Raw genomic sequence first — 25,520 nt, 5'->3', positions numbered from 1 at the left:
TCATTGCCCATCCGACGGCATCCCCGCAGGATGCCGTTCTTATTTCTGCTGCCCACCCATGAGCGACACCCCTGCCCAGCCCGGCCTCCAGAGCCTGTCCAAGTCGTTTGAACCCGCCGCCATCGAAGCGCACTGGGGCCCCGAGTGGGAGCGCCGCGGCTACGGCGTGGCCGGTGTGCGCGGCACGGGCCAGCCCGATGCGGCAGCGCCCTCGTTCAGCATCCAGCTGCCGCCGCCCAACGTCACGGGCACGCTGCACATGGGCCATGCGTTCAACCAGACCATCATGGACAGCTTCACGCGCTACCACCGCATGAAGGGGTTCAACACGCTGTGGGTGCCAGGCACCGACCACGCGGGCATCGCCACGCAGATCGTGGTGGAGCGCCAACTGCAGGAGCAGGGCATCAGCCGCCACGACATGGGCCCCACCCCGCCCGAGGCGCGCAAGAACTTCGTGGCCAAGGTCTGGGAATGGAAGGAAAAGAGCGGCAACACCATCACCACGCAGATGCGCCGCATGGGCGACAGCGTGGACTGGAGCCGCGAGTACTTCACCATGGACGACAAGCTCTCCAAGGTGGTGACCGAGACCTTCGTGCGCCTGTACCAGCAGGGCCTGATCTACCGCGGCAAGCGCCTCGTGAACTGGGACCCGAAGCTGCAGTCGGCGGTGTCGGACCTGGAAGTCGAGAACGAAGAAAAGGACGGCTCGCTCTGGCATATCGCCTACCCGCTATCGGACGGCTCGGGCCAGCTGGTGGTGGCCACCACCCGCCCCGAGACCATGCTGGGCGACGTGGCGGTGATGGTGCACCCTGACGACGAGCGCTACCGCCACCTGGTCGGCAAGACCGTGACACTGCCGCTGGTGGGCCGCGAGATCCCGGTGATTGCCGACGATTACGTGGACAAGGAATTCGGCACGGGCGTGGTCAAGGTCACGCCCGCGCACGACAACAACGACTACGCCGTGGGCCAGCGCCATGGGCTGCCCATGATCTGCGTGCTCACGCTGCAGGCCACCATCAACGACAACGCGCCCGAAAAATACCGCGGCCTGGACCGCTTTGTGGCGCGCAAGGCCATCGTGGCCGACCTCGAAGCCGCGGGTGCGCTGGTCGAGACCAAGAAGCACAAGCTCATGGTGCCGATCTGCACGCGCACCGGCCAGGTCATCGAGCCCATGCTCACCGACCAGTGGTTTGTGGCCATGAGCAAGGTGTCCGACCAGGACCCCACAGGCAAGAGCATTGCGCAAAAGGCCATCGAGGCCGTGAGCAGCGGCGCGGTGAAGTTCGTGCCCGAAAACTGGGTCAACACCTACAACCAGTGGATGCACAACATCCAGGACTGGTGTATTTCGCGCCAGCTCTGGTGGGGCCACCAGATCCCCGCCTGGTACGACGACGAAGGCAACGTGTACGTGGCCCGCAGCGAGGCGGAAGCCCAGGCGCAGGCGCCGGGCAAGGCACTGCGTCGCGACGAGGACGTGCTCGACACCTGGTATTCGTCGGCGCTGGTGCCCTTCAGCACCTTGGGCTGGCCCGAGCAGGGAGATGCACCGTCCGACGACTACCACCTCTACCTGCCCAGCAGCGTGCTGGTGACGGGCCACGACATCATCTTCTTCTGGGTCGCCCGGATGATCATGATGACCACGCACTTCACCGGCCGCGTGCCCTTCCACCATGTGTACATCCACGGCCTGGTGCTGGATGCGCAGGGCAAGAAAATGAGCAAGAGCGAAGGCAACGTGCTCGACCCGGTGGACCTGATCGACGGCATTGCGCTGGCGCCGCTGCTGGACAAGCGCACGCAGGGCCTGCGCCGCCCCGAGACCGCGCCCCAGGTGCGCAAGAACACTGAGAAGGAATTCCCCGAAGGCATCCCGGCCTACGGGGCCGATGCGCTGCGCTTCACCTTCGCGGCCATGGCCACGCTGGGCCGCACCATCAACTTTGACAGCAAGCGCTGCGAGGGCTACCGCAACTTCTGCAACAAGCTCTGGAACGCCTCGCGCTTCGTGCTGATGAACTGCGAAGGCCAGGACTGCGGCCTGAAGGACCACACCAAGGAGCAGTGCCAGCCCGGCGGCGAGTTTGCGGGCTACATGCACTTCAGCCAGGCCGACCGCTGGATCGCATCGCTGCTGCAGCAGGCCGAGGCCGATGTGGCCAAGGGCTTTGCGGAGTTCCGCCTCGACGTGGTGGCCAACACCCTCTACGACTTCGTCTGGAACGAGTTCTGCGACTGGTACCTCGAAATCGCCAAGGTGCAGATCCAGACGGGCAACGAGGCCCAGCAGCGCGCCACGCGCCGCACGCTGATCCGCACGCTCGAAGCCATCCTGCGCCTTGCGCACCCGGTCATCCCGTTCATCACCGAGTCGCTGTGGCAGGTGGTGGCACCCGTGGCCGGGCTGCCGGGCGCGTCGGTCAGCATCGCGCGCTACCCCGAGCCGCAGCCGCAGAAGATCGACCCCGAGGCGATTGCCTACGTGGGCCGCGTGAAGAAGCTGGTGGACGCCTGCCGCACGCTGCGCGGCGAAATGAACGTCTCGCCCGCCCAGCGCCTGCCGCTGTACACCGTGGGCGACGCTGGCTTTATGCGCGACGTGGGCCCGGTGCTGCAGGCGCTGGCCAAGCTCAGCGAGGTCAAGGTGTTCGACGACGAAGCCGCCTGGGCCGCTGCTGCCCAGGCCGCGCCCGTGGCTGTGGTGGGCGAGGCGCGCCTGTGCCTGCACATGGAGATCGACGTGGCGGCCGAGAAGGCGCGTCTGTCCAAGGAAGTGGCGCGCCTGGAAGGCGAGATTGCCAAGGCCAGCGGCAAGCTGTCGAACGAGGCCTTCGTGGCCAAGGCCCCACCGGCCGTGATTGCGCAAGAGCAGCAGCGCGTGGCGGACTTCACCGCCACCCTCGGCCGCTTGCGCGATCAGCTGGCACGGCTGGGCTGAAGCCCCGCCCCCCCTACCGCACGACCGCCCGCACCCAAGGAGCCCCATGAGCACAGCCAACCCCAGCATCCGCAAGGCCGTCTTCCCCGTTGCCGGGCTGGGCACGCGCTTTCTGCCCGCCACCAAAGCCTCGCCCAAGGAGATGCTGCCGGTGGTGGACAAGCCGCTGATCCAGTACGCCGTTGAAGAGGCCTACGAGGCCGGCATCCGCGACATGGTGTTCGTCACGGGCCGCAGCAAGCGCGCGATCGAAGACCATTTCGACACCGCCTACGAGCTGGAAAACGAGCTGGAAAACGCGGGCAAGCAGGAAATGCTGGCCCTGGTGCGCGGTATTGCACCCGACGACATGAACTGCCTGTTTGTGCGCCAGCCGCGCAGCCTGGGCCTGGGCCACGCCGTGCTGTGCGCCGAGCCGCTGGTGGGCCGCGAGCCGTTTGCCGTGCTGCTGGCCGACGACCTGATGGTGGGCGAGGCCGACGGCCCCGGCGTGATGGCGCAGATGACGGCGGCGTTTTCCAAGCAGGGCCGTTCGCTGCTGGCCGTGCAAGAGGTGCCGCAGGAGCACACCCGGCGCTACGGCATCGTCAGGGGCGAACCGGCGGGTGGCCCGCTGCTGCGTGTGGACCAGATCGTGGAAAAGCCCGCCCCCGAACAAGCGCCCTCGCGCATGGGCGTGGCGGGCCGCTATGTGCTCACCCCGCGCATCTTCGACGAGATCCGCAACCAGCCGCGCGGCGTGGGCGGCGAGATCCAGCTCACCGATGCGATCGCGCGCCTGATGGCGCACGAAGCCGTGTACGCCTTCCAGTACCAGGGCAAGCGCTACGACTGCGGCAGCAAAGAGGGTTTTCTGGAAGCCACGGTGGAGCTGGCGTTGCAGCACCCGCAGGTGGGAGAGAGCTTCCGCGCCTACCTCAAGGGCCTGGCGCTCTGAGACCGCACCGGCACCCCGTCGGGTGCCTGCGGCTGCGTGCCGCGCTCAGCGGCGGCGCAGCACGTGGATGAATTCTTCGCCCTGGGTCTTTTGGTCCACCAGCTCATTGCCGGTCTGCTTGGCAAAGGCCTGGAAGTCGCGCAGCGAACCCGGGTCGGTGGCCACCACCTTGAGCAGCTGGCCGCTGGCCATGTCGGCCAAAGCCTTCTTGGCCTTCAGAATGGGCAGCGGGCAGTTGAGTCCGCGGGTGTCGATTTCTTTGTGGGCGTCCATCGTGCTTCCTGGCAAGGCAGGGGCTCATTTTAAGGAAGGCTGCGGGAAGGCGGCGCGATCTTCTCGCCGGTGAAGAAATCAAAGAACTCCGGCGTGATGCCGCGCGTGCGCAGCCAGTCGGCCAGCGCATAGCCGGTGCCCGCAGGCCAGCAGCGCAGGCGCTCGGGCGCGATCAGGCGGTATTCGAGCAGTTCGGGCGACAGGCGCACCTCGCCCTCGGCCATGGCGTGATAAGCGATGATGACCTGGTTCATGCGCTGGAAGTCGTACACGCCCACCAGCGCAAGGGACTGCACGCGCAGCGAGGTCTCCTCGGCCACCTCGCGCGCAATGCCTTGCTCGGGTGTTTCGCCCGCCTCCATGAAGCCCGTGATCAGCCCGAAGGCCTTGCCCGGCCAGGCCGCGTTGCGGGCCAGCAGCACCTGGCCCTCGCGCTCGACAATGGCCGCGAGCACCGGCGTGGGGTTGTTCCAGTGCGTCCAGCCGCAGGCCGGGCAGCGCAGCCGTTCGCGCGCGCCGCCGTCTTCCTCCAGCGTGATCGGCGCAAGCGGCGCAGCGCAGTGGGTGCAGAAGCGGGTGTCGTAACGCATTTGCTTCACTTTTGATAGCTGCTCGTGCTTGATTGATAAGCACGAGCGGCCGATTGGACCCTCAATCCCTGCACGCGGCCATACTGCGTTGCAGGCCGGCCGTCAGGCGGGGAAAACGCCAGTGGAGAGATAGCGGTCGCCCCGGTCGCAGACGATGAACACCACGGTGGCGTTCTGCTCGCGCTGCGCCACCTGCTGCGCCACCCAGCAGGCCCCTGCCGCCGAGATACCGGCGAAGATGCCCTCCTCGCGCGCAAGGCGGCGGCACATGTCCTCGGCGTCGTCTTGCGTCACGTACACCAGTTCGTCCACCGTGCTGGCGTCGTAGATCTTGGGCAGGTATTCCTGCGGCCACTTGCGGATGCCCGGGATGCGCGAGCCCTCGCTGGGCTGGGCCCCAACGATGCGGATGGCCGGGTTCTTTTCTTTCAGAAACCGCGAGACGCCCGTGATCGTGCCCGTGGTGCCCATGGCGCTCACAAAATGCGTGATGCGCCCACCCGTCTGCTCCCAGATCTCGGGGCCGGTGGTTTCGTAGTGGATGCGCGGGTTGTCGCCGTTGGCGAACTGGTCGAGCACCTTGCCTTCGCCGCGCTTTTGCATGGCCTCGGCCAGATCGCGCGCATGCTCCATGCCGCCGCTTTTGGGCGTGAGCACGAGTTCTGCGCCGAAAGCCTTCATGGTCTGGGCGCGCTCGATCGACAGGTCTTCGGGCATCACGAGCACCATGCGGTAGCCCTTGATGGCCGCGGCCATGGCCAGTGCAATGCCCGTGTTGCCCGAGGTGGCCTCGATCAGCGTGTCGCCCGGCTTGATGTCACCGCGCTCTTCAGCCCGGCGGATCATCGACAGGGCTGGGCGGTCCTTTACCGAGCCGGCCGGGTTGTTGCCTTCGAGCTTGCCCAACACCACGTTGCCGCGCGTCGCGTTGTCCTGCGCGCCGATGCGCTGCAGGGCCACCAGCGGCGTGCGGCCCACTGCATCTTCAATGGTTGGATAGTTCATCCGCCTTACTGTGCCATAATTTCGGACTGCGCTCAGCGCACCGCCCGGGTGGTGAAATTGGTAGACGCAGGGGACTCAAAATCCCCCGCCGCAAGGCGTGCCGGTTCGATTCCGGCCCCGGGCACCACACACCAAGCCGCATGTTTGACCTGCTCAGACATGCGGCTTTTTTCATGCCCACTGCCGTCGCAACTCGCCGCACGGCCACGACAGCGGGCTGGATTCGGCGCGAACCCGCCGCCACGCAGCGGGCGTGCACGACCTTTGCCCCACGCTGACCGCCTCTGACCACCTTGGCGCGGCGGTGGGCTGGCGTTGACGGTCCGCCACGTGCAAGCACCGACCCGCAGAGCCGCCGGACCTGGGCCACTCCGTGCTGCCCCACCCTGCCCTGTCCCGTGCACAGCACTACCGCATGCATCGGCCGGAGGCGGCCCCACGCTGCCACGACACCGCCAAACCCACGGGGTGGAAGCTTTGGGCTTGCACAGACACCTGCGCGCACCCGAGCGGGCACAACGCACGGCGCATCGAGCCCCAACGCGCCAACGAGCGCCAAGGTACGTCCAGTGTTCGCCGGGGCGTCGCACGAAGAGCCACGCCGCCACAGCGCAGCGCGACGGTCGTGCGGCCTCAGCCATCCGCCGGCACCGGGCCGGCGCCTGGCGCTCGGCGCTCGGTCACTGCCGCCGGATCAGCGCCCTGCCCGCCGACGTCAGGGAGAGCGCGCCGTCGTGCAGGCGGCTGACAAAGCCGCGCTCCTCCAACCGGTGCGACCAGTGCGCACGCAAGGCATCGGTCACGGTGGCGCGCTCGCCCATCTCCAGTTGCTTGAGCACGGTGAGTTCGTCCACGGTGGGGTCGAACTGCGGGGCATGGTAGTGCGGGGTCAGCATGGCGCCTCCAGGGTCGGACTGCATCCACCCGCTGCGGCCTTGGCCTTTGCAAGCCGCCGCAACGGGGCCTGTGGCACAGGTTAGGCCGCTGCAGTCAAGCTGGCAAGAGGGCTTGCCGCCTCCCCCGCCGCCGCCATGGTCAGAAGCCACTGGGCAAAGGCGGACAGCACGGGCGACGGACCTTGCACCGGGCTCACCAGGTAGTAGGCACGTTCGGCGGGGCCCACGATCTCGCAGGCGGGCACCAGCTCGCCGCGCGCGAGTTCGGCCTCGATGAGCAGTGGCGGAATCAGCGCCACGCCCATGCCGTGCGCGGCCGCCACGGCGGCCATGGAAAACAGCTCATAGCGCGGCCCTTCGAGCGCGCGCGCGGCGTCCACGCCCGCCGCTTCAAACCACTGCCGCCAGGCATAGGGCCGCGTGCTCTGCTGCAGCAGCGGCAGGTGCGCCAGCGCCTCGGGCGCCAGCGGTCGCCCGCCCGGCAACCAGCGCGGGCTGCACACGGGCTGCACCACCTCGGGCAGGATCTGCTGGGCCTGCGTGCCCGGCCAGTTGGCCACCTGCTCGGGCGTTCCGGCGTACAGCGCGGCGTCGAAGCCGGCGTCGGCAAACAGAAACGGCCGGGTGCGCGTTTCGATGTGCACCACGATGTCGGGGTGCGCCTGCGCGAGCTGCGGCAGGCGCGGAATCAGCCAGCGCGTGGCGAACGTGGGCACGGCCGCCAGCGTGAGCGTGCCGCCCAGGCCCTGGTGCGCCATCACGTCCAGCGTGTCGCGCTCCAGCCCCTGCAGCCAGCGGCCCACCTGGCGTGCGTAGTGCGTACCGGCGGGCGTGAGCAGCACGCCGTGCCGCGTGCGGCGAAACAGCGGCACGCCCAGAAACTCTTCGAGCGCCGTGATCTGCCGCGACACGGCGCTTTGCGTGAGCGCCAGCTCCTGCGCGGCGCGGGTATAGCTCTCGTGCCGCGCAGCGGCTTCGAAACAGGCCAGGGCCTGGGTGGAGGGAAGCGAGCGTCTCATGCGTAGGAGGCATTCTTCAGGCGAATATTCCTCTGCATACTAGCGCCATCACGCCCTCTTGAAGTGCGTTGATTGCATAACTGGGTGCAAAGAACTCGTTTGCGCGCGCGGCAGGGCCCCGTTAGCATCCCACTGACCTTCCGCCACCGCTGCGCGCAGCGCAGGGGCCGGCGGGACGCCGTTTTCTTGCCCATCACAGCCCCGGGCGCGCCACTTCGCCGCCCGCCACACCGGAGACCCGCATGGCCCACGCCGCCTTCCAATGGGACGACCCCTTCCTGCTCGACCAGCAACTGAGCGACGACGAGCGCATGGTGCGCGATGCCGCCGCCGCTTACTGCCAGGACAAGCTCATGCCGCGCGTGCGCGACGCCTTCCGCCACGAAAAGACCGACGCCGCGATCTTTCGCGAGATGGGTGAAGTCGGCCTGCTGGGCCCCACCATCCCCGAGCAGTACGGCGGCCCGGGGCTGAACTACGTGGCCTACGGCCTGATTGCGCGCGAGATCGAGCGTGTGGACTCGGGCTACCGCTCGATGGCCAGCGTGCAAAGCTCGCTGGTGATGGTGCCGATCTACGAGTTTGGCACCGAGGCGCAGAAGCAGAAGTACCTGCCCAAGCTGGCCCGCGGCGAATGGATTGGCTGCTTCGGCCTGACCGAGCCCGACCACGGCTCCGACCCAGGCAGCATGGTCACGCGCGCCCGCAAGGTGCCGGGCGGCTACGAGCTGTCGGGCGCGAAGATGTGGATCTCCAACAGCCCGATTGCCGACGTGTTCGTGGTCTGGGCCAAAGAGGTGTCCGAGTCCGGCGCGGTCGGCCCGATCCGCGGCTTTGTGCTTGAAAAAGGCATGGCCGGCCTGTCGGCCCCGGCCATCCACGGCAAGGTGGGGCTGCGCGCCAGCATCACCGGCGAAATCGTGATGGACAAGGTGTTCTGCCCCGAAGACAACGCCTTCCCCGAGATCCGCGGCCTCAAGGGCCCGTTCACCTGCCTCAACAGCGCGCGCTACGGCATTGCCTGGGGCGCTTTAGGCGCGGCCGAGTTCTGCTGGCACACCGCCCGCCAGTACGTGCTGGACCGCCACCAGTTCGGCCGCCCGCTGGCCGCCAACCAGCTCATCCAGAAAAAGCTGGCCGACATGCAGACCGAAATCGCCATCGGCTTGCAGGCCTGCCTGCGCATGGGCCGCATGAAGGACGAGGGCACCGCCTCGGTCGAGGCCACCTCCATCATCAAGCGCAACAGCTGCGGCAAGGCGCTGGACATTGCCCGCCTGGCGCGCGACATGATGGGCGGCAACGGCATCAGCGACGAGTTTGGCGTGGCCCGCCACCTGGTGAACCTGGAGGTGGTGAACACCTACGAGGGCACGCACGACGTGCATGCGCTCATCCTGGGCCGCGCGCAAACGGGCATTCCGGCGTTCTCGTGATCGGCCCCGGCGACGCGGCGCACCGTCCTGGCGGCGCTCTGCCTCGCCTGCTTGTAGAGCGCGCGGGCAGCAGCGCAGGCTCTGCGGGGCGGCCCGCCTCGGGTGGCCCTGGCCCGGCGCCATTCGGCCGCACCACCGCCCTGCCGACTTCAAGCGTTTTTGGCCGCTCGTGCTTCAAAATCAAGCACGAGTAGCTATTATTTTGATAGCACCACCATGACCCAGCCTTCCGCCCCCGCAGGCACCACCCCCTCCAGCGCAGGCGCGCTGGCCGGCATCAAGGTGCTGGACCTGTCCCGCGTGCTGGCCGGGCCCTGGTGCACGCAAATCCTGGCCGACCTTGGGGCTGATGTGATCAAGGTGGAGCGCCCGGGCGCAGGCGACGACACGCGCCACTGGGGCCCGCCCTTTTTGCACGACGCAGACGGTCGCCCCACCGGCCAGGCCAGCTACTTTGCGGCCTGCAACCGCAACAAGCGCTCAATCACGCTCGACATCGCCACGCCCGAGGGCCAGGCGCTGGTGCGCCGCATGGCGGCCGAGGCCGACATCCTGGTCGAGAACTTCAAGGTCGGCGGCCTGCAGCAATACGGGCTCGACCACGCCAGCCTGCGGGCCCTGAACCCGCGGCTCATCTACTGCTCGGTCACCGGCTTCGGGCAAGACGGGCCCTACGCCGAGCGCGCGGGCTACGACCTGATGATCCAGGCCATGAGCGGCATGATGAGCATCACCGGCCGTGCCGACGGCGAGCCTGGCGGCGGCCCGCTGCGCGTGGGCGTGGCGCTTACCGACCTGTTCACCGGCGTGTACGCCAGCAGCGCCATCCTGGCCGCCCTGCACGTGCGCCATCACACCGGCCAGGGGCAGCACATCGACATGGCGCTGCTCGACGTGGGCATGGCCATCCTGGCCAACCAGGCCGCGGGCTTTCTGGCCACGGGCGTGGCCCCCACGCGCCAGGGCAATTCGCACCCCAGCCTCGTGCCCTACCAGGACTTCCCCACGCAAGACGGCGCCATGCTGCTGGCCGTGGGCAACGACGGCCAGTTCGCCCGCTTCTGCGCCGCTGCAGGCCAGCCGCAGTGGGCGCAAGACCCGCGCTTTGCCACCAACACCCTGCGCGTGCAGCACCGCGCTGAACTGGTGCCCCTGATGGAAGCCGTCACCCGCACACGCACCACGGCCGAGTGGGTGGCCCTGCTCGAAGACAAGGCCGTACCCTGCGGCCCGATCAACACCATTGCCCAGGCATTTGACGACCCGCAGGTGCGCGCGCGCGGCCTGCGCGTGCAGCAGCCGCGCTGGCAGCCTGGCGAGGCGGGTGACGGAATCGACCAGATTGCCGGCGTGGCCAGCCCACTGCGCCTGTCGGCCACGCCGCCGGTGTTGCGCAACGCCCCGCCCGCGCTGGGCCAGCACACCGATGAGGTGCTGGCCGAACTGGGCCTGGATGCGGCGGCCATTGCCAGCCTGCGCCAGCGCGGCGTGGTCTGAGCCCGGCCACCCTGCCGGGCCGTACACCCGCGTACTGCGCAAAAAACGTTTCCATTGCGCGGCCATTGGGGCTAGCCTGAAAAACACCGCACCAACCCAACCCGGGGTGCGGTGCGCAGCAACTCAGGCAGGAGGCCTCATGAAGCTCAGTCTCAAGCTCCCGCTCGCCTTCATGGCCGCCCTGGCGGTCGTCGTGGCCGCCGCGCTGTTCGGCATTCAGCGGCTGCACCAGGCGCTCGACACGTATGAAACCTCGGTCGCGCACAGCGTGGACCACGAACGCCGGGCATCGGCCATGCTGGTGGACTTCAAGGTGCAGGTGCAGGAATGGAAGAACGTGCTGCTGCGCGGCAAAGACACGGCGCAGCGCGAACGCTTCTGGGGGGCCTTCCAGAAGCAGGAAAAAGCCGTGGCCGATGCCGCCCGCCACCTGCTGGCCGACCTGCCCGCAGGGCCTGCACGCGACAAGGTGCAGCAGTTTCTGGACGCGCACACCCGCATGAGCGAGGCCTACCGCAAGGGCTTTGCAGACTTCCAGGCGGCCGACCACGACCACCAGGTGGGCGACAAGGCGGTGCAGGGTGTGGACCGCGCACCCTCCAGGCTGCTGGACGAAGCCGCCGATCTGATCGGCCAGGACAGCGCCCGCATGGCCTCACTGGCGGCCGAGCGCGCGGGCCGCGCCACCGCCATCAGCCTGGCCGTGATGCTGTGCGTGTGCGCTGCCAGCGTGGTGGGCGCGCTGCTGTTCAGCCGCGCGGTGGTGCGGCCGATTGGCCGGGCCGTACAGGTGTCGCAGGCCGTGGCCTCAGGCGACCTCACTGCGGCCACCCCGGTCAATGGGCGCGATGAAGTGGCGCAATTGCTCAACGCCCTGCATGCCATGCAGCACGGGCTGGCCCGCGTGGTGCGCAACGTGCGCAGCAATGCCGACAGCGTGGCCCTGGCCAGTGCCGAAATCGCGCAGGGCAACAACGACCTGTCGGCCCGCACCGAGCAGCAGGCCAGCGCGCTGGAGCAAACCTCGGCCTCGATGGAAGAACTCAGCACCACCGTGCAGGCCAATGCCGACAACGCCCAGCAGGCCAAGCAACTGGCGGCAACGGCTTCGCAGGTGGCGGCCCACGGCGGACAGGTGGTGGCCGACGTGGTGCGCACCATGCAGGGCATTCACGACAGCAGCCGCCAGATCGCCGACATCATCGGCGTGATCGATTCGATTGCCTTTCAGACCAACATCCTCGCGCTCAACGCCGCGGTCGAGGCCGCGCGCGCGGGCGAGCAGGGCCGCGGCTTTGCGGTGGTGGCCAGCGAAGTGCGCACGCTCGCCCAGCGCAGCGCCGACGCGGCCAAGGAAATCCGCGGGCTCATCAGCGCCAGTGTGGGCCGGGTGGAAGAAGGCACCCAGCTTGTGGACCGGGCTGGCAGCACCATGGACGAGGTGGTGCAGTCCATCGAGCGCGTGAGCCATATCGTGGCCGAGATCAGCACCGCCAGCAGCGAACAAAGCCAGGGCGTGCGCCAGGTGGGCGAGGCCATCACGCAGATGGACCAGGCCACGCAGCAGAACGCGGCGCTGGTCGAAGAAAGCGCCGCTGCGGCCGACGGCCTCAAGCGCCAGGCACAGGCCTTGGTAGAAGCGGTGGCGGTGTTCCGGCTGGGTGCGGGCGACAAGCCCCCTGCCCCTCCGCGTGCGGCCCTTGTCGCAGGCTGACGCTACGGCCCAGCACCGCTGCGGGTGCTGGGCGTGCAGCGCGGCGCCTGACGGGATGTCTGGCCAAACGCCCCATGGAGCGCTCAGTTCGCCACCGTGAAACGCTGGCGCAGGTGGCGCGGCTGTTCCAGTTCGTCGGTCATGGCCACGGCCAGGTCGGCCACGCTGATGCTGCCCGGCTGCTCGCCGTTCATCAGCGGGGCATCCTGCCCGACGCGGTACTGGCCGGTGCGTTCGCCGGGTTGCAGCAGGATGGGGGGCGACAGGAAGGTCCAGTCCAGACCATCCAGGGTGCGGATGCGGTTCAGCGCGTCGCGCGCGGCCAGTGCGCCAGCTTTCCACTCGGCCGGGAACTGCGGCGTGTCCACCAACTGCACACCGGGAGCCACATACAGGCTGCCGGCACCACCCACCACCAAGAGGCGGCGCACTCCGGCGGCCTGGACACCCGCGCAGATTGCATCGAATCCGCGCAGGAACTGGTCGTACAGGTCCGGCGCCGTCCAGCCGGGGTTGTAGGCGCTGACCACCGCGTCTGCACCCTGCACCGCAGCGGCCACTTGGGCGGCGTCCTGCACATCGGCCTGCACCACGGTCAAGCCGTCGCGCGCGGCGATCTTGGAGGGGGTACGAGCCAACACCGTCACGCGATGGCCGCGTTGCAGCAGTTCAGGCAGTACGGCGGAACCAACGAATCCGGTGGCGCCAATCAGGGCGATGTGCATGGGAAGTCCTTTCATTGCACGTGATGTTGAACGGGGATCGTGCTGCGCCGCCACGGGTACTGCGGGCACCGCGTTGGATCCATGCAGCGAGAATAGGAGCTTCACGAGCAATGCAGTAGCCCCCGAATTTCACCTTCAGCTTGAAGCATGACTTCACAATCCTGGGACGATCTCAAGCGCATGGCCGTGTTTGCCAGTGTGGTGCGGCATGGTTCGATGAGCGCGGCCGCCCGCGCGCTGGGCATGACCCCTTCGGCCGTGAGCCAGCAGGTGCGCCAGCTCGAACACAGCGGTGGCGTCACGCTGTTGCATCGCTCCACGCGCAAGCTGCGCCTGACCGAGGTGGGCGAGCGCTACCACGCCCAATGCGCGGCCATGGCCGCCGCCGCCCAGCAGGCCCGCGACGAGCTGGCCGCCTCGCGCGAACAACCGGGCGGCGAGCTGCGCATGTCGGCCCCGGTGGGCTTTGGCCGGCACATTGCGCCCGCGCTGGGGCCCTTGCTGCAGCAGCACCCGGGCCTGAGGCTGCGCCTGTTGGTGGACGACGCACGCATCGACCTCATCGAGGCCCGGGTGGACCTGGCCATCCGCTTCGGCCCCCTGCCCGATTCGGGCTGGGCTGCTCGGCGGCTGGGTGCCATGCAGTGGTGGCTGTGCGCAGCCCCGGGCTGGCTGACAGCGCACGGATCGCCAGCGGACGTGGCCGCACTGACCGCGCTGCCCTGGGTGGGCTTCTCGCGCGAGCCCGGCGGCCTGCGGCTGGAACTGCGCAGCCCCGACGGGGTGACCCACCCGCTGCAGGTGCAACCGCGCATGGCCAGCAACAACCAGCTGTCCATCCAGCAGATGTGTGAGGGAGGTCTGGGGGTGGCACTGCTGGGCAGCATGGACGTGCACGAGTCGCTGCAAGCGGGCCGTCTGGTGCGCCTGTGGCCCGACTGGTCGTTTGGCACGCTGGACCTCTGGGCCGTGACGCCGCAACGCGAAACGCAGCCCGCCAAGGTGCGCCACGCAGTGCACGCGCTGCAGGCTTACCTTCGGCAGCTGCCCGGCGTGCTCGACTGACCGGGACAGTCGCCGCAGCCCCCCCCAAACCCTCAGCTTTTTGTGGGGTCGTTGCACAAATTCCATCGTTGTGCGGTGTGGCGGCGCTGCCTAGAGTGCGGGGCACCCATCCACTGTGCCCTGCACGACTGAAAGGACTTCTGACATGACCCATGCCACCATCGACCGCCCGGCCACGACGAGCCCCGAGACCGCCAGCCGCCCCGCCATCGACCTCGCGCTTCTGGCATTTGCCAGTGGCGATGTGGCAGCGTTGCTGGCCCAGATCTCCGACGATGTGGACTTCCGCATCGACCACTACCAAGACGCAACCGACACCGGCTGGCAACGCGCCGCCAACAAAGCCGAACTGCTGGTCGTGCTGCAGCGGCTGGCGGTGGACGTGTTTCCCCGCGGCACCCGCGTACTGCAGTTGCACAGCCAGCCGTTGGGCAATGGCTGGGCGCTCACGCGCTTTCAGCAGCAGTTCTTTTATGGGGTACAACAGCGCGAGGTGGAAAGCCTGACCTGGATCGTGAGCCACACGCGCGACGGCCAGGTGGACTACTTCCGCGAAAACGTCACCACCATCACGCCTGTCTGAGCGGCAGGCCGGAGCCCTGTCCATGCTGTTTGACCTGCGCGCGCTTGGCTACTTTGTCGCCGCCTACGAGGAGCGCTCCATCACGGCGGCCGCGCGGCGCTGCTTCGTGGCGCAACCTTCGATCAGCATGGCCATCAAAGGGCTTGAAGACGTGCTGGACACCGCGCTGTTCGAGCGAGGCCGCCAGGGGCTCGGCCCCACCGCGTCCGCCCACCGCCTGTATCCGCGTGCCTGCGCCCTGCTGGCCGACTCGAGCGCCCTCCTTCAGGACTTCCGCAGGAGCACCCGCGAGCGCCTGTGCCTGTACGTGCAGGACGATCTGATGCTGCCGCCGCTGCAACCGGTGCTCGACGCCCTGGGTCAGCACCTGCCGCAGGCTGCGCTGCACATGAGCCCACAGGCCACCGACGCACGCCTGCGCGTGCTGAGCGAGCACTGCCGGCCAGACGGCGACACCTTCCAGCCGCTGTGGACGGAGCCTTACGTGATGCTGGTGCCGGCCGAACACCCCCTGCGGTTCCGCAAGTCCTTCGCCCTACCGGACCTGCAGGACATTCCGCTGATCGAATGGCCCCAGTGCCCGCTGCACCAGTCCTTTCTGAAGCTGGCCGCCGAGCAAGGTGTGGTGCTGCAGGTGTGTGCCAGTGCCGCACGCGAAGAACTGCTGTGGCGCATGGTGGACGCAGGTCTCGGACTTGCGGTGGTGCCCCAATCCCATGCCGCCCAGGCCCGACACGCCGTGGTGCGACCCTTGCATGGTGCGCTGGCGTTCTCACGCCGCGTGGGCCTGTCGTGCGATGCCACCGATATCGCCCTGCAAGCACTGCTGGCACCCCTGGCCGCCACGCTGAACGCAAACCGCCCCTCGCCCCACCATCAGGCGGCATGACTGCACCCCGGGGGCCATGGCCTGTCCCCGTCGTGTGCCCACGATGGCCCCGAAGGCCGGAACCAGCCCCCAGCGCTCCCATCGCCCATACCGTCGCGCCCCGTGCTTGCCACTGTGCACGCCCCAACCCCGGGTTTTTTTGTGGCGCAGCGTAGCGCGCCCACGACTAACCGGGCAGACTTCGGGTAATGCCTGAAACTTTCGCCGCCCCGGCGTGAGGTTTCGAACCTAGAATTTGTCACAGTACGTATCTCCACCGGAGGATCTCCATGAAAACGGTTCAGCAGGACATTGACGAACGGACCAACCTGACGGGCACCAACAAGTTCGAACTGCTGCTGTTCCGGCTGGGGATCGACAACGTCCTGGGCAAGAGCGAATTGTTCGGGATCAACGTCTTCAAGATCCGCGAGATCGTAGCCATGCCCAGCGTTACTCCAATCGCCGGAGCCAGCCAGTACTCGCTGGGCGTTGTGAACCTGCGCGGACAGGTGATTCCGGTGCTCGACCTGCCCGCCATCGTAGGCTGCAAGCCGCAGACGGGGCTCAACATCATGCTGGTGACCGAGTACGCCCGGACCACCCAGGCGTTTGCTGTCGAATCGGTCGAAGACATCGTCCGCCTGGACTGGAAGCAAGTGCTCTCGGCCGAGGCCAGCGGTGCAGCGGGCAAGCTCGTCACCAGCATCGCGCGGCTGGACGGCAACACTGACGAATCGCGTCTGGCCCAGGTGCTGGACGTGGAGGCCATTCTCCAGATGGTGTCTCCCGACGAGGAGAAGCACCAGGTGGACCCGCAGAAGGTGGGGCCCAAGCTCACGCTCAAGCCGGGCACCATCGTGCTCGCCGCAGACGACTCTTTTGTCGCCCGCTCCCTGATCGAACAGGAACTCAAGGTGCTGCAGGCGCCTTATGAGATGACCAAATCGGGCAAGGAAGCCTGGGACCGCCTCAATGCCATCGCCCGGTCGGCCGAAGCCGAAGGCAAGACCGTACAGGACCGCGTCGCCATGGTGCTCACCGACCTGGAAATGCCGGAGATGGATGGTTTCACTCTCACGCGCAACATCAAGTCCGACCCCCGTTTCGCAGGGCTGCCGGTCGTGATCCACTCGTCGCTGTCCGGGTCTGCCAATGAAGACCACGTTCGCAGTGTGGGGGCAGACGGCTACGTGGCGAAGTTCGTGGCCGAAGACCTGGCCGACACCATCCGGCGCGTGCTGCCCAAGTGAGGGCTGGCCCGGTGGATGGCTCCGCCGGGCACCCTCCGTCGGTTGGGGGCCGTCCAGCGCCCGACCAACGGCGTCAACCAATGCGGCCTGCGGCGCGTCTTAGCTGCAGGGTTCCCGCACTGGCCCTGTCTGGCCCGGCCGGATGGCGGGAACCTCCTACGCTGCGAGGACCCCAACGCCCATGAACCCTGTGTCACCCCGTCTGCTGGCCGCCTTGGGCGCTGCAGCCCTGTTGCTGGGCTGCGCCAGCGTCCCTGACGGCGGGTACCGCTACGGCCCCTCCGGCCCGCCATCGGTCACCGTGTACGAAACCGCCCCGGTGTACCCGCAGGGCTACTACTATTCGCCGCCACCGCCGCCGCGCTATGTGCCGTACCCTGTGGCACCAGCGCCGGTGTACGTGCAACCCCGCCCGGTGTGGATCGAGCCGCCCGCACGACGCCCGTACGACCGAGACGACTGGCGCGAGCGGGAACGGGAGCGAGAGCGAGACCGGGCGGATCGTGACCGCCGCGCCCGTGATCGCGATCTGGAGCGCGCACGCCGCGAAATGGCCGACCGCATGGCACGGCCTGCGCCGCAGGCAGCCTCTCCGGGCCGCCCGCCGGGCGGCTATCCGGCAAGCGACTGGCGTTCGAGGCAGTATTCCAACCAGGGTGAAATCGGCGCTGGGCCCTGACGCCCGTGCTTGTGCGGCGCCTCAGGCCGGTCGGGCGGCAACGGAATCGACGGCGGCCAAGCCTAGCATGAAGCCTTGGAGACCTTCGCGATGCCCATAGCACCTTTTTTGAACACTTCGCGGCGCGCCGCGCGCCGCCTGACCGCCCTGCCTGGCCCGGGAGCATGGCTGCTGGGCCTTGCGCTCCTGGCGGGCCAATGGCCAACGGTGGTCTCTGCCCAAGTGCTGCGCTGTACCGATCCACGCACGGGCCAGGTCACTTACACCGACGGCACCTGCACAGGTGGCAGCCGCGCCCAGGAGGTACAGCCACGCCAAAGTGCTGAAGAAATTGCCGAAGAAAGGCGCCGCGCGGCCGAGGCCCTGGAGCGCAAGCAGCAGCGCGCGCAGGATGAGGCCGCTGCCGCCGAGGCCCGTGCGCGGCAGGAGGCCGAGCGCCAGCGGCTGGATGCGGCCCGCGCCGCCGCACGCACCCCCACGCCCGCCGATTACGCGCGATCGCCCGAATGCGCGAAGTCCCGGCGCGAACTCGACATCGTGGCCCAGGGTCTGTCGCGCACCGACGAGGAACACCGCCTGCGCCTGGAGGCCGCCCAGCGGCAGGTGGACCTGGATTGCCTGGGCCCGCAAGGCTATGCCGAGGTGGAAAAGGCCCGCGCTGCGCAGCCGCGGGTGGTGGTCGTGCCGCCCACCGTGCAGCCTGCGCCAGTGTTTCCGCAGCCCTTTCCCACCACACCGGGCGTGGGACAACCCGCACAGCGCTACCTCACACAGTGCGGCGACTTCAGCTGCACCGACAACTTCGGCCAGAAGTACCCCCGCGTCGGGCCTGGGCGTTTCCAGGGGCCTGGCGGCGTATGCCGCTCAGCCGGTGGTCAGGCGCCCTGCTGAACGCTGGCCGCAAGCGCGGCGATGGCGTCGGGGTGGTGCAGGCGCAAGCGCAGTTCACGCTGCATGCGTGTGTTGTCCAGCCGGCGCGATTCGCTCATGAAGCTCAGCAGCATCAGCGGCAATTGCTGCCCGGCGGCGTCGCGGGCGATGCGCGCGGGGCGCGGCAGGCGATACACGTCGGCTGCAGCATCGTAGTAATCGCCCATCTTGCGGTGCACGTCGTCGCTCACGTGGTAGGCACGCTGCGCGCGGCCGCGCCACAGCGCCAGCCAGCAGGCCCGCGCCAGGTCGTCGGCGTGGATGTGGTTGGTGAACACGTCGTCTTCGGGGCGCAGCACTGGCGTGCCGCGGCGCAGGCGGGCCTCGGGGGTGCCGCCCTCGCGGTCGGGCGCGTAGATGCCGGGAATGCGCAAGATGCTGCTGCGCACGCCCGCCCGGCCCAAATGGCGCACGGCGCGCTCAGCGTTCACGCGGCGCTGGGCACGCGGGGTGGCCGGGGCCACGGGCCGTGATTCGGCGACCAGCGCGCCGCCACAATCGCCGTATACACCGCTGGTGGAACCATACACCAACGATGCGGGCAAGGCCCGCAGGCGCAGGGCCTGTGCCAGGGCCACGGTGCGCGGGTCTTTCCACCAGTCCTGCCCGGCCCCCTCGCCCGGTGGCGGGGCCAGGTGCAGCACGCGCGTGGCCAGGCCCGCCAGGCGGCGCAGGCTGGCCGCATCGTCCAGATTGCCCACCAGGGGAGTGAGCCCGAGATTGCGCAGGCCGGCCACGCGCTGCGGGCTGGAGGTGAGCGCCAGCACACGCACACGCCCAGCCCCCGGGCCGCGCTGCAGGTCGCGCGCCAGGCGCTGGCCCACATCGCCGCAGCCCACGATGAGCAGGCGTTCGCGCCGAAAGCGCGCCGGCAGGGCGCCGAGAGGGTTTTGGTTTGAGGGCAAAATCCGGGTCCGTTGGCTGATGACGACAGAACCCACAAGGATACCCAGAACATGAGCAGCACCGTGGCCGCCGCCCCTTTCCAGATCTCCGTGCAACCCAGCGGGCGCAGCTATACCGCGCTGGAAGGCGAAACCCTGCTGGGCGCGGCCATCCGCAGCGGCGTGGGCCTGCCCTATGGCTGCAAAGACGGCGCCTGCGGCTCGTGCAAGTGCAAAAAGCTCAGCGGCACCGTGGTGCACGGCGAGCACCAGTCCAAAGCGCTGACCGTCGAGGAAGAAGAAGCCGGTTTCGTGCTCACCTGCTGCGCCACGCCGCAAACCGACGTGGTGCTCGAATCCCGCCAGGTCACCGACGAAAGCGCCTTTCCAGTCAAGAAGATGCCGGTGCGCGTGGCCGCGCTCGAGCGCCTGTCGCCCGACGTGATGCGCGTGCGCCTGCAACTGCCTGCGGCCGACACCTTCCGCTACCACGCGGGCCAATATGTCGAGTTTCTGCTGCAGGGCGGCGCGCGCCGCGCGTACTCGATGGCCAACGCGCCCCACACGCAATCGGCCGGCCCGGCGATGGAGCTGCACATCCGCCACATGCCCGGCGGCAAATTCACCGACCATGTGTTTGGTGCGATGAAGGAAAAGGAAATCCTGCGCGTGGAAGGCCCGTTCGGCAGCTTCTACCTGCGTGAAGAATCCACCAAACCCATCGTGCTGCTGGCCTCGGGTACGGGCTTTGCGCCCATCAAGGCACTGATCGAGCACCTGCAGTTCAAGGGCATCCAGCGCCCGGCCACACTCTACTGGGGCGGCCGTCGGCCGCAGGATCTGTATCTGGACGCCTGGGTGCGCGAGCAGCTCGCGCTGATGCCGAACCTGCGCTACGTGCCCGTGGTGTCCGACGCCCTGCCCGAAGACGGCTGGACCGGCCGCACGGGCTTTGTGCACCAGGCCGTGCTCGACGACTTTGCCGATCTCTCGGGCCACCAGGTGTATGCCTGCGGCGCACCCATCGTGGTCGAATCGGCCCGCAGCAGCTACACCGCCACGCGCGGCCTGCCGCCCGAAGAGTTTTACGCCGACGCCTTCACATCGGAAGCCGACAAGCACGGCGGCTGAGCCCTGAGGCATTGCCAGCGCGGCGGCCGTGCGCGGTCTGCGTGCGCAGGCCGGGGGCGGTCGGCTTGGGCGTGCGGATCTTCAGCCGGGGTGCCCTGGCCCCTGTTTTTCTGCACAATCGGCGCATGAACCGCCGCAACCTGCTCCTTCGCGCCTCGGCCCTCGCAGCCGCCACGGCGCTTTCCGTCCCTGTATCCGTACAGGCCCAAGACGCCGCACCGATCCGGCTGGTGGTGCCCTATGCGGCCGGTGGCCCGATCGACGTGACGGCGCGCGCGCTGGCCGAGCGCGTGCGCGATTCGCTGGGCACGGTGGTGATCGACAACCGCGCGGGCGCGGGCGGCAACATCGGGGCCGACGCCGTGGCCAAGGCCGCACCCGACGGGCTGACCATTGGCATCGCCGCCACCGCCACGCACGCCGTCAACCCCTGGCTGTATGCCAAGATGCCCTACGACGCGGGCAAGGACTTTGCGGGCATCACGCAGATGGTGCGCGTGCCCAATGTGCTGGTGATGAACGCCGCCAAGGCCGAGCAGCTCAAGATCCGCAGCGTGGCCGATTTGATCGCGTACGCCAAAGCCAACCCCGCCAAGCTCAACTACGGCAGCGGCGGCAACGGCAGCGCCGGGCACCTGGCGGGCGAGATGTTCAAGCAACGCGCCGGCATTTTTGCGCTGCACATTCCGTACCGCGGGGCCAATCCGGCGCAACTGGCACTGCTGGCCGGCGAAGTGGACTTCAACATCGACAACCTGGCCGCCGCCGCGCCCAACATCCGCGCGGGCAAGCTCAAGGCGCTGGCCGTCACGTCGCTGCAGCCCAGCCCCGCGCTGCCCGGTGTGCCCGCGCTGGCCGAGACCTTCAAGGACTTTTCGATCGACACCTGGTGGGGCTTGGTGGCCCCGGCGGGCACGCCCAAGCCGGTGATCGCCAAGCTCAACAAGGCCTTCACCGACGCGCTCAAGGCCCCCGAGACGCGCACGCGCTTTGCAGCCCTGCTGGCCGAGCCCGTGCCCACCACGCCCGAGCAGTTCGACGCCTTCATGGCCGCCGAGCGCAGCAAGTACCAGGCGGTGGTCAAAGCCTCGGGCGCGAAGGTGGACTGACGCAGCCCGGGGCGACTCCACGCCCCGAACGCTCAGTGCCAAATTGGCTGCTCGTGCTTATAAATCAAGCACGAGCAGCTCACTTTTTGATAGCAGATCAATCCTGCGACCACGGCTGGGCGGGCCAGCCGGGTGCGGCCTGCGTGGGCACGCGTTCGATGCGCTGCGCGGCCACGGCCGCCAGGGCCTGGGGCGCCACGCCGCCGGGCAGCAGTTCGGCCAGCGGCTGCAGCACGAAAGCGCGCTCGTGCAGGCGCGGGTGCGGCAGCGTAAGCGTGGGCGTGTGCAGGCGCTCAGGCCCGTGCAGCAGCACATCCAGGTCGAGCGTGCGCGGCGCGTTGCGGTAGGGGCGCAGGCGGCCTTCGGCCTGTTCGATGGCCAGCAGTGCCTCCAGCAGAGGCTGTGGGGCCAGCGCGGTGTGCAGCGCGGCCACGGCGTTCCAATAGTCGGGCCCGCCCGCATCCACCGGCGCGCTGCGGTACAGCGACGACAGCGCCACCAGCCGCGTGCCCGGCAGCGCCGCCAGCGCCTGCACGGCCCGCTGCAGCGCGGCCTGTGCGTCGCCCAGGTTGGCCCCCAGCCCCACCCAGGCGCAGCCCGGCGCGGGCCAGGCGTGCAGCGCCCCGCCTGCAGGCCCAGGGGCGCAAGACGACACCGGAGGGGTGTGGACGGCAGTGCGGGAGGTGGTCACGGCGATGGCGGGCGGTGCCCTTGCATCGGGGCAGGCCCCTTGCGATTCAGTCAGCCGCCGGGGCGCCGCCCTCGCCTGTGCCACCCCCCGCGCCGGACGGCTTGCGGCGACGGCGGCGGCGCTTGCGGGGTGCGTCGGTGGCCACGCCATCGCCCGCCTGGGGCACAGGGCCGTCGGCTTCGCCTTCGCTTGGGACTGCGCCAGCGGCCGGTGCGGCGCTGCGCGGCACGCGGCGCACCACGGGCTGGGCGGCGCGCTGGCGGGCCTTCTGCTCTTCGCGGGCCTGGTCCATCAGGTCGGCACGGCGCTCGTCGTCGGCCTGCTGGAAGTCCTGCCACCATTCGGCCAGCGCTTCGTCCACCTCGCCCACGTCGGCGCGCAGGCGCATGAAGTCGAAGCCCGCCCGGAAGCGCGGCTGCGCCACCATGCTGAAGGGCGTGCTGCCCATGCGCTTTTCAAAGCGGGGCTGCATGACCCAGATCTCGCGCATGTCGGCGGCCAGTTTGCCGCGGCCCGACACATCGCCGATGCGCTGCTGGAACACGTCGTCGATCGCGTCCTGCAGCGCGGGGAACGGGTGCTCGCGGCGCTCCAGGCGCTGCGTCCAGCCGCGGTGCACATCGTCCCAGAGCACGCAGGCCAGCAGAAAGCTCGGGGCCACGGGCTTGCCTTCGCCCACGCGGCGGTCGGTGTCGGCCAGCGCGGCGTTCACAAAGGGGCTGTCGGCGCGCTCGACCACCACGTCCAGCAGCGGGTAGATGCCGCGTGCCAGGCCCAGCTTGCGCAGCTGCGCAATGGTGGCCAGGGCGTGGCCTGTCTGCAGCAGCTTGAGCATCTCGTCGAACATGCGGCTTTGCGGCACGTCGGCCAGCAGCGGCTGGCAGGGCAGCAGCGCGGCGGCGGTCTTGGCCTCCAGCTCGAAGCCCAGCGCGCTCAGCTTGGCGGCAAAGCGCACGGCGCGCAGGATGCGCACCGGGTCTTCGCGGTAGCGCGTGGCCGGGTCGCCGATCATGCGCAGCACTTTCTTCTGCGCGTCCTGGATGCCCTTGTGGTAGTCCACCACGACCTGGGTTTCGGGGTCGTAGTACATGGCGTTGATGGTGAAGTCGCGGCGCGTGGCGTCTTCGTCCTGCGGGCCCCAGACGTTGTCGCGCAGCACGCGGCCGCTGGCGTCCACCGCATGCTGCATGCCCGCGAGCTGGTGCTTGCTGGTCTTTTCGTTGCCGCTGACCTGTTCGGCCGCGCTGTTGTCCATGTAGGCGCGGAAGGTGGAGACCTCGATCACCTCGTGCTCGCGCCCGCGGCCGTGCACCACGTGCACGATGCGAAAGCGCTTGCCGATGATGAACGCGCGCCGGAACAGGCCCTTGACCTGCTCGGGCGTGGCGTTGGTGGCCACGTCGAAGTCTTTGGGGCGCAGGCCCAGCAGCAGGTCGCGCACCGCGCCACCGACCACATAGGCCTCGTAGCCCGCAGCCTTGAGCGTGTGCACCACCTCGGCGGCGCGGCGGTCGAGCAGGGCCGGGTCGATGCGGTGCACCGAGGCGGGCACCTCCTCGCGCTTGCCGAAGTGGGGCTTGCCGCCCTTGGTGCCGGGGGACGACTTGCCGAGCAGCTTGTCGATGAACTTCTTGATCATGGGTGTGCGGTAAACAGATCCAGGATGCGCCACTGGCGCTGCTGCGCGAGCGCGCGCAGCCGGGGATCGGGGTTGGTGGCGACGGGAAGGTCCACGCGCTCGAGCAGGGGCACGTCGTTCATGGAATCGCTGTAGAAAGTGCTGTCCACCTGCTCCCAGCCAAGCCCCTGCGCAGCCAGCCATTGTTCCATGCGCCGCACCTTGCCCTCGCGCATGGTCGGCGTGCCGTGGATTTCGCCGGTGATCCAGCCGCCCGCGTCGCGTTCGAGCTCGACGGCCAGCAGCGTCTCCACCCCAAAGGCCTGGGCGATCGGTCGGGTCACGAATTCGTTCGTGGCGGTGACGATCAGCACCTGGTCGCCCGCGGCCTGGTGCTCGCGCACCAGGGCCAGGGCCTCGGGGCGCAGCGCCGGGGCGATCACCTCGCGCATGAACTGCGCATGGGCGGCGGCAGCGGCCTCGGGGCCGCGCTCGCGCACGGCCTGGGTGGCAAAGCGCACGTAATCGTGCACATCAAGCGTGCCCGCCTGGTAGTGGGCATAGAACTCGTCGTTGCGGCGGCCGAATTCGACTGGGTCCGTCCACCCGATGCGCGTGGTGAACACGCCCCACTCGTAGTCGGAGTCCAGCGGCAGCAGCGTGTGGTCCAGGTCAAACAGGGCAAGGCGCGGGCGCGATTGCGGGGCGGCAACGGTCATCGGCGGGGGTTCCAGGGGCAATCAAAAGTACGGCACGCCCAGGCATGCCGCCAGCAAAACAGGAAACGTCGGAAAACGCGGGGGCTATTCGGACTCCAGCATGGCCTTGAGCAGCGGGATGGTGATGGCCCGTTGCGTGCGCAGCGCATACGCGTCGAGCTGGCCGAGCAACTGCATCAAGTGGCCCAGGTCGCGCGAAAAACGGGTGAGCATGTAGTCCATCACCTCGTCGCCCAGGAAGATGCCCCGGGCGTCGGCCTCCTGGCGCAGCACGGCGCGTCGCTCGGCCTCGCCCAGCAGCTGCAGCTGGAACACATGGCCCCAGCCCAGCCGGGTGCGCAGGTCGTCGCGCAGCGGCAGATCGGCTGGTGGCAGCTGCCCTGCGGCCAGTACCCAACGTGGCGTGCCCGTGGCCGGGGCCATGGCGTTCACAAACCAGTTGAAGGCCTGCGCCTGCTGGGCGGTGTCGTACAGGTGCACGTCGTCCATGAGCACGGCGGCCCAGGCCTCGTCGAATTCCACATCGGGCGGCGTGGACGGGTCGAGCCAGCCGACCTGCACACCCTGCTCGCGCAGCGCCTCGCGCACGGCCTTGAGCAGGTGCGACTTGCCGCTGCCGGATTCTCCCCACAGGTAGGTGGGCACCGGCGAGCGCACCGCCGCGTGGCCAGGCCCCGCGCCCACCCACAGCCGCAGGTGCTGCAGCGCGGCCTCGTTGGGCCCCGCGAAGAAGCGGCCCAGCGTGGGCCCGGGGGCCAGGCCGATGTCCAGGGCCAGCTGCTTCATGGCTGCGCACGGCCGGCACGGCAGCCAGCGCGGGAAACAAAGGCAACAGGAGGCAGCGTCATGAGACTGGCGTGCGAACCGCAGGCAATTAAGCGGGATAAACAGAGGCGGGGGCGGCGCCAGGCGCCAGGGGCTGCAGGCGCAACCCGTAAAATC

The 25,520-nt window shown here is 68.8% G+C and carries 24 protein-coding genes and 1 tRNA gene; 14 read left to right on the top strand and 11 right to left on the bottom strand.

The genetic code is table 11. From position 1 onward, the window contains the following. The first annotated feature begins 58 nt into the window (after positions 1-58). Both ABD866_RS07115 and galU read left to right on the top strand, forming a co-directional pair. The gene (locus ABD866_RS07115; protein WP_345062621.1) at positions 59-2,956 is read left to right on the top strand and encodes a valine--tRNA ligase; all 2,898 of its coding nucleotides are present in this window, start codon (positions 59-61) and stop codon (positions 2,954-2,956) included. Between the two features lie 46 nt (positions 2,957-3,002). Continuing rightward, positions 3,003-3,893: a UTP--glucose-1-phosphate uridylyltransferase GalU gene (gene galU / locus ABD866_RS07110; protein ID WP_345062619.1), complete on the top strand. Its 891-nt coding sequence runs from the start codon at positions 3,003-3,005 to the stop codon at positions 3,891-3,893. Between the two features lie 45 nt (positions 3,894-3,938). Here the strand turns inward: galU and ABD866_RS07105 are convergent, their stop codons facing one another. The 3 genes from ABD866_RS07105 to cysM all read right to left on the bottom strand — a co-directional run bounded on the left by ABD866_RS07105 (position 3,939) and on the right by cysM (position 5,761). Further along, a complete protein-coding gene (locus tag ABD866_RS07105; protein WP_345062617.1) occupies positions 3,939-4,166 on the bottom strand; it encodes a sulfurtransferase TusA family protein in 228 nt (75 codons plus the stop codon). A gap of 29 nt (positions 4,167-4,195) precedes the next feature. Next, positions 4,196-4,756 carry an NUDIX hydrolase gene (locus ABD866_RS07100; protein WP_345062615.1) on the bottom strand — a complete coding sequence of 187 codons (561 nt, stop codon included), beginning with the start codon at positions 4,754-4,756 and terminating at the stop codon, positions 4,196-4,198. Positions 4,757-4,858: 102 nt separating this feature from the next. Continuing rightward, positions 4,859-5,761 carry a cysteine synthase CysM gene (gene cysM / locus ABD866_RS07095; RefSeq protein WP_345062613.1) on the bottom strand — a complete coding sequence of 301 codons (903 nt, stop codon included), beginning with the start codon at positions 5,759-5,761 and terminating at the stop codon, positions 4,859-4,861. A gap of 42 nt (positions 5,762-5,803) precedes the next feature. On the opposite strand from cysM, the gene ABD866_RS07090 reads away from it, so the two are divergent. Beyond that, positions 5,804-5,888: transfer RNA gene (locus ABD866_RS07090), tRNA-Leu, on the top strand. Positions 5,889-6,441: 553 nt separating this feature from the next. Here the strand turns inward: ABD866_RS07090 and ABD866_RS07085 are convergent. Together ABD866_RS07085 and ABD866_RS07080 are read right to left on the bottom strand one after the other, a co-directional pair. Next, positions 6,442-6,657, bottom strand: a complete 216-nt coding sequence (locus tag ABD866_RS07085) for a helix-turn-helix domain-containing protein (RefSeq protein ID WP_345062611.1) — start codon at positions 6,655-6,657, stop codon at positions 6,442-6,444. 80 nt (positions 6,658-6,737) lie between these two features. Further along, a complete protein-coding gene (locus ABD866_RS07080) occupies positions 6,738-7,676 on the bottom strand; it encodes a LysR substrate-binding domain-containing protein (protein ID WP_345062609.1) in 939 nt (312 codons plus the stop codon). Positions 7,677-7,918: 242 nt separating this feature from the next. On the opposite strand from ABD866_RS07080, the gene ABD866_RS07075 reads away from it, so the two are divergent. From ABD866_RS07075 to ABD866_RS07065, 3 genes are all read left to right on the top strand, one after another. Beyond that, on the top strand, positions 7,919-9,112 hold the full coding sequence (locus tag ABD866_RS07075; RefSeq protein WP_345062607.1) for an acyl-CoA dehydrogenase: 1,194 nt from the start codon (positions 7,919-7,921) through the stop codon (positions 9,110-9,112). A gap of 216 nt (positions 9,113-9,328) precedes the next feature. Further along, entirely contained in the window at positions 9,329-10,609 is a 1,281-nt protein-coding gene (locus tag ABD866_RS07070; protein ID WP_345062605.1) for a CaiB/BaiF CoA transferase family protein, read from the top strand. A gap of 139 nt (positions 10,610-10,748) precedes the next feature. Next, on the top strand, positions 10,749-12,323 hold the full coding sequence (locus ABD866_RS07065; RefSeq protein ID WP_345062603.1) for a methyl-accepting chemotaxis protein: 1,575 nt from the start codon (positions 10,749-10,751) through the stop codon (positions 12,321-12,323). Between the two features lie 83 nt (positions 12,324-12,406). On the opposite strand, the gene ABD866_RS07060 is transcribed toward ABD866_RS07065, so the two are convergent. Next, positions 12,407-13,048, bottom strand: a complete 642-nt coding sequence (locus ABD866_RS07060; protein WP_345062601.1) for an NAD(P)-dependent oxidoreductase — start codon at positions 13,046-13,048, stop codon at positions 12,407-12,409. Positions 13,049-13,195: 147 nt separating this feature from the next. Between ABD866_RS07060 and ABD866_RS07055 the strand changes: the two genes are divergently transcribed. The 6 genes from ABD866_RS07055 to ABD866_RS07030 all read left to right on the top strand — a co-directional run bounded on the left by ABD866_RS07055 (position 13,196) and on the right by ABD866_RS07030 (position 18,387). Further along, positions 13,196-14,113 carry a LysR family transcriptional regulator gene (locus ABD866_RS07055; protein WP_345062599.1) on the top strand — a complete coding sequence of 306 codons (918 nt, stop codon included), beginning with the start codon at positions 13,196-13,198 and terminating at the stop codon, positions 14,111-14,113. Between the two features lie 145 nt (positions 14,114-14,258). Further along, on the top strand, positions 14,259-14,696 hold the full coding sequence (locus tag ABD866_RS07050; RefSeq protein ID WP_345062597.1) for a hypothetical protein: 438 nt from the start codon (positions 14,259-14,261) through the stop codon (positions 14,694-14,696). A gap of 22 nt (positions 14,697-14,718) precedes the next feature. Further along, positions 14,719-15,585, top strand: a complete 867-nt coding sequence (locus tag ABD866_RS07045) for a LysR family transcriptional regulator (protein ID WP_345062595.1) — start codon at positions 14,719-14,721, stop codon at positions 15,583-15,585. Positions 15,586-15,854: 269 nt separating this feature from the next. Continuing rightward, complete coding sequence (locus tag ABD866_RS07040) at positions 15,855-16,817, top strand: chemotaxis protein (protein WP_345062593.1); 963 nt, start codon at positions 15,855-15,857, stop codon at positions 16,815-16,817. Positions 16,818-16,998: 181 nt separating this feature from the next. Continuing rightward, positions 16,999-17,496, top strand: coding sequence for a hypothetical protein (locus ABD866_RS07035; protein ID WP_345062591.1), 498 nt, complete (start codon positions 16,999-17,001; stop codon positions 17,494-17,496). A 90-nt stretch (positions 17,497-17,586) separates the two neighbouring features. Further along, on the top strand, positions 17,587-18,387 hold the full coding sequence (locus tag ABD866_RS07030; RefSeq protein ID WP_345062589.1) for a DUF4124 domain-containing protein: 801 nt from the start codon (positions 17,587-17,589) through the stop codon (positions 18,385-18,387). Here ABD866_RS07030 and ABD866_RS07025 read toward each other — a convergent pair. Next, positions 18,372-19,331, bottom strand: a complete 960-nt coding sequence (locus ABD866_RS07025; protein ID WP_345062587.1) for an NAD-dependent epimerase/dehydratase family protein — start codon at positions 19,329-19,331, stop codon at positions 18,372-18,374. The two genes, ABD866_RS07030 and ABD866_RS07025, sit on opposite strands and share 16 nt — an antisense overlap. 51 nt (positions 19,332-19,382) lie before the next feature. Between ABD866_RS07025 and ABD866_RS07020 the strand changes: the two genes are divergently transcribed. Both ABD866_RS07020 and ABD866_RS07015 read left to right on the top strand, forming a co-directional pair. Beyond that, complete coding sequence (locus ABD866_RS07020; RefSeq protein ID WP_345062585.1) at positions 19,383-20,441, top strand: CDP-6-deoxy-delta-3,4-glucoseen reductase; 1,059 nt, start codon at positions 19,383-19,385, stop codon at positions 20,439-20,441. 125 nt (positions 20,442-20,566) lie between these two features. Then, positions 20,567-21,550, top strand: a complete 984-nt coding sequence (locus tag ABD866_RS07015; RefSeq protein ID WP_345062581.1) for a Bug family tripartite tricarboxylate transporter substrate binding protein — start codon at positions 20,567-20,569, stop codon at positions 21,548-21,550. A 97-nt stretch (positions 21,551-21,647) separates the two neighbouring features. Here the strand turns inward: ABD866_RS07015 and folK are convergent, their stop codons facing one another. From folK to hda, 4 genes are all read right to left on the bottom strand, one after another. Continuing rightward, positions 21,648-22,169, bottom strand: a complete 522-nt coding sequence (gene folK / locus ABD866_RS07010; protein ID WP_345062763.1) for a 2-amino-4-hydroxy-6-hydroxymethyldihydropteridine diphosphokinase — start codon at positions 22,167-22,169, stop codon at positions 21,648-21,650. A 118-nt stretch (positions 22,170-22,287) separates the two neighbouring features. After that, positions 22,288-23,880 (bottom strand): polynucleotide adenylyltransferase PcnB, encoded by a 1,593-nt coding sequence (pcnB, locus tag ABD866_RS07005; RefSeq protein WP_345062578.1) that lies wholly within the window; start codon positions 23,878-23,880, stop codon positions 22,288-22,290. Further along, positions 23,877-24,578, bottom strand: a complete 702-nt coding sequence (locus ABD866_RS07000; RefSeq protein ID WP_345062576.1) for a histidinol-phosphatase — start codon at positions 24,576-24,578, stop codon at positions 23,877-23,879. The genes pcnB and ABD866_RS07000 overlap by 4 nt, the downstream gene beginning before the upstream one ends. 84 nt (positions 24,579-24,662) lie before the next feature. Beyond that, positions 24,663-25,364: a DnaA regulatory inactivator Hda gene (gene hda / locus ABD866_RS06995; RefSeq protein WP_345062573.1), complete on the bottom strand. Its 702-nt coding sequence runs from the start codon at positions 25,362-25,364 to the stop codon at positions 24,663-24,665. Positions 25,365-25,520: the final 156 nt, after the last annotated feature.

This window comes from Acidovorax lacteus (assembly GCF_039540375.1).
Taxonomy (GTDB): domain Bacteria; phylum Pseudomonadota; class Gammaproteobacteria; order Burkholderiales; family Burkholderiaceae_C; genus Acidovorax_G; species Acidovorax_G lacteus.
This window is presented reverse-complemented; position numbering and strand designations above follow the sequence as displayed.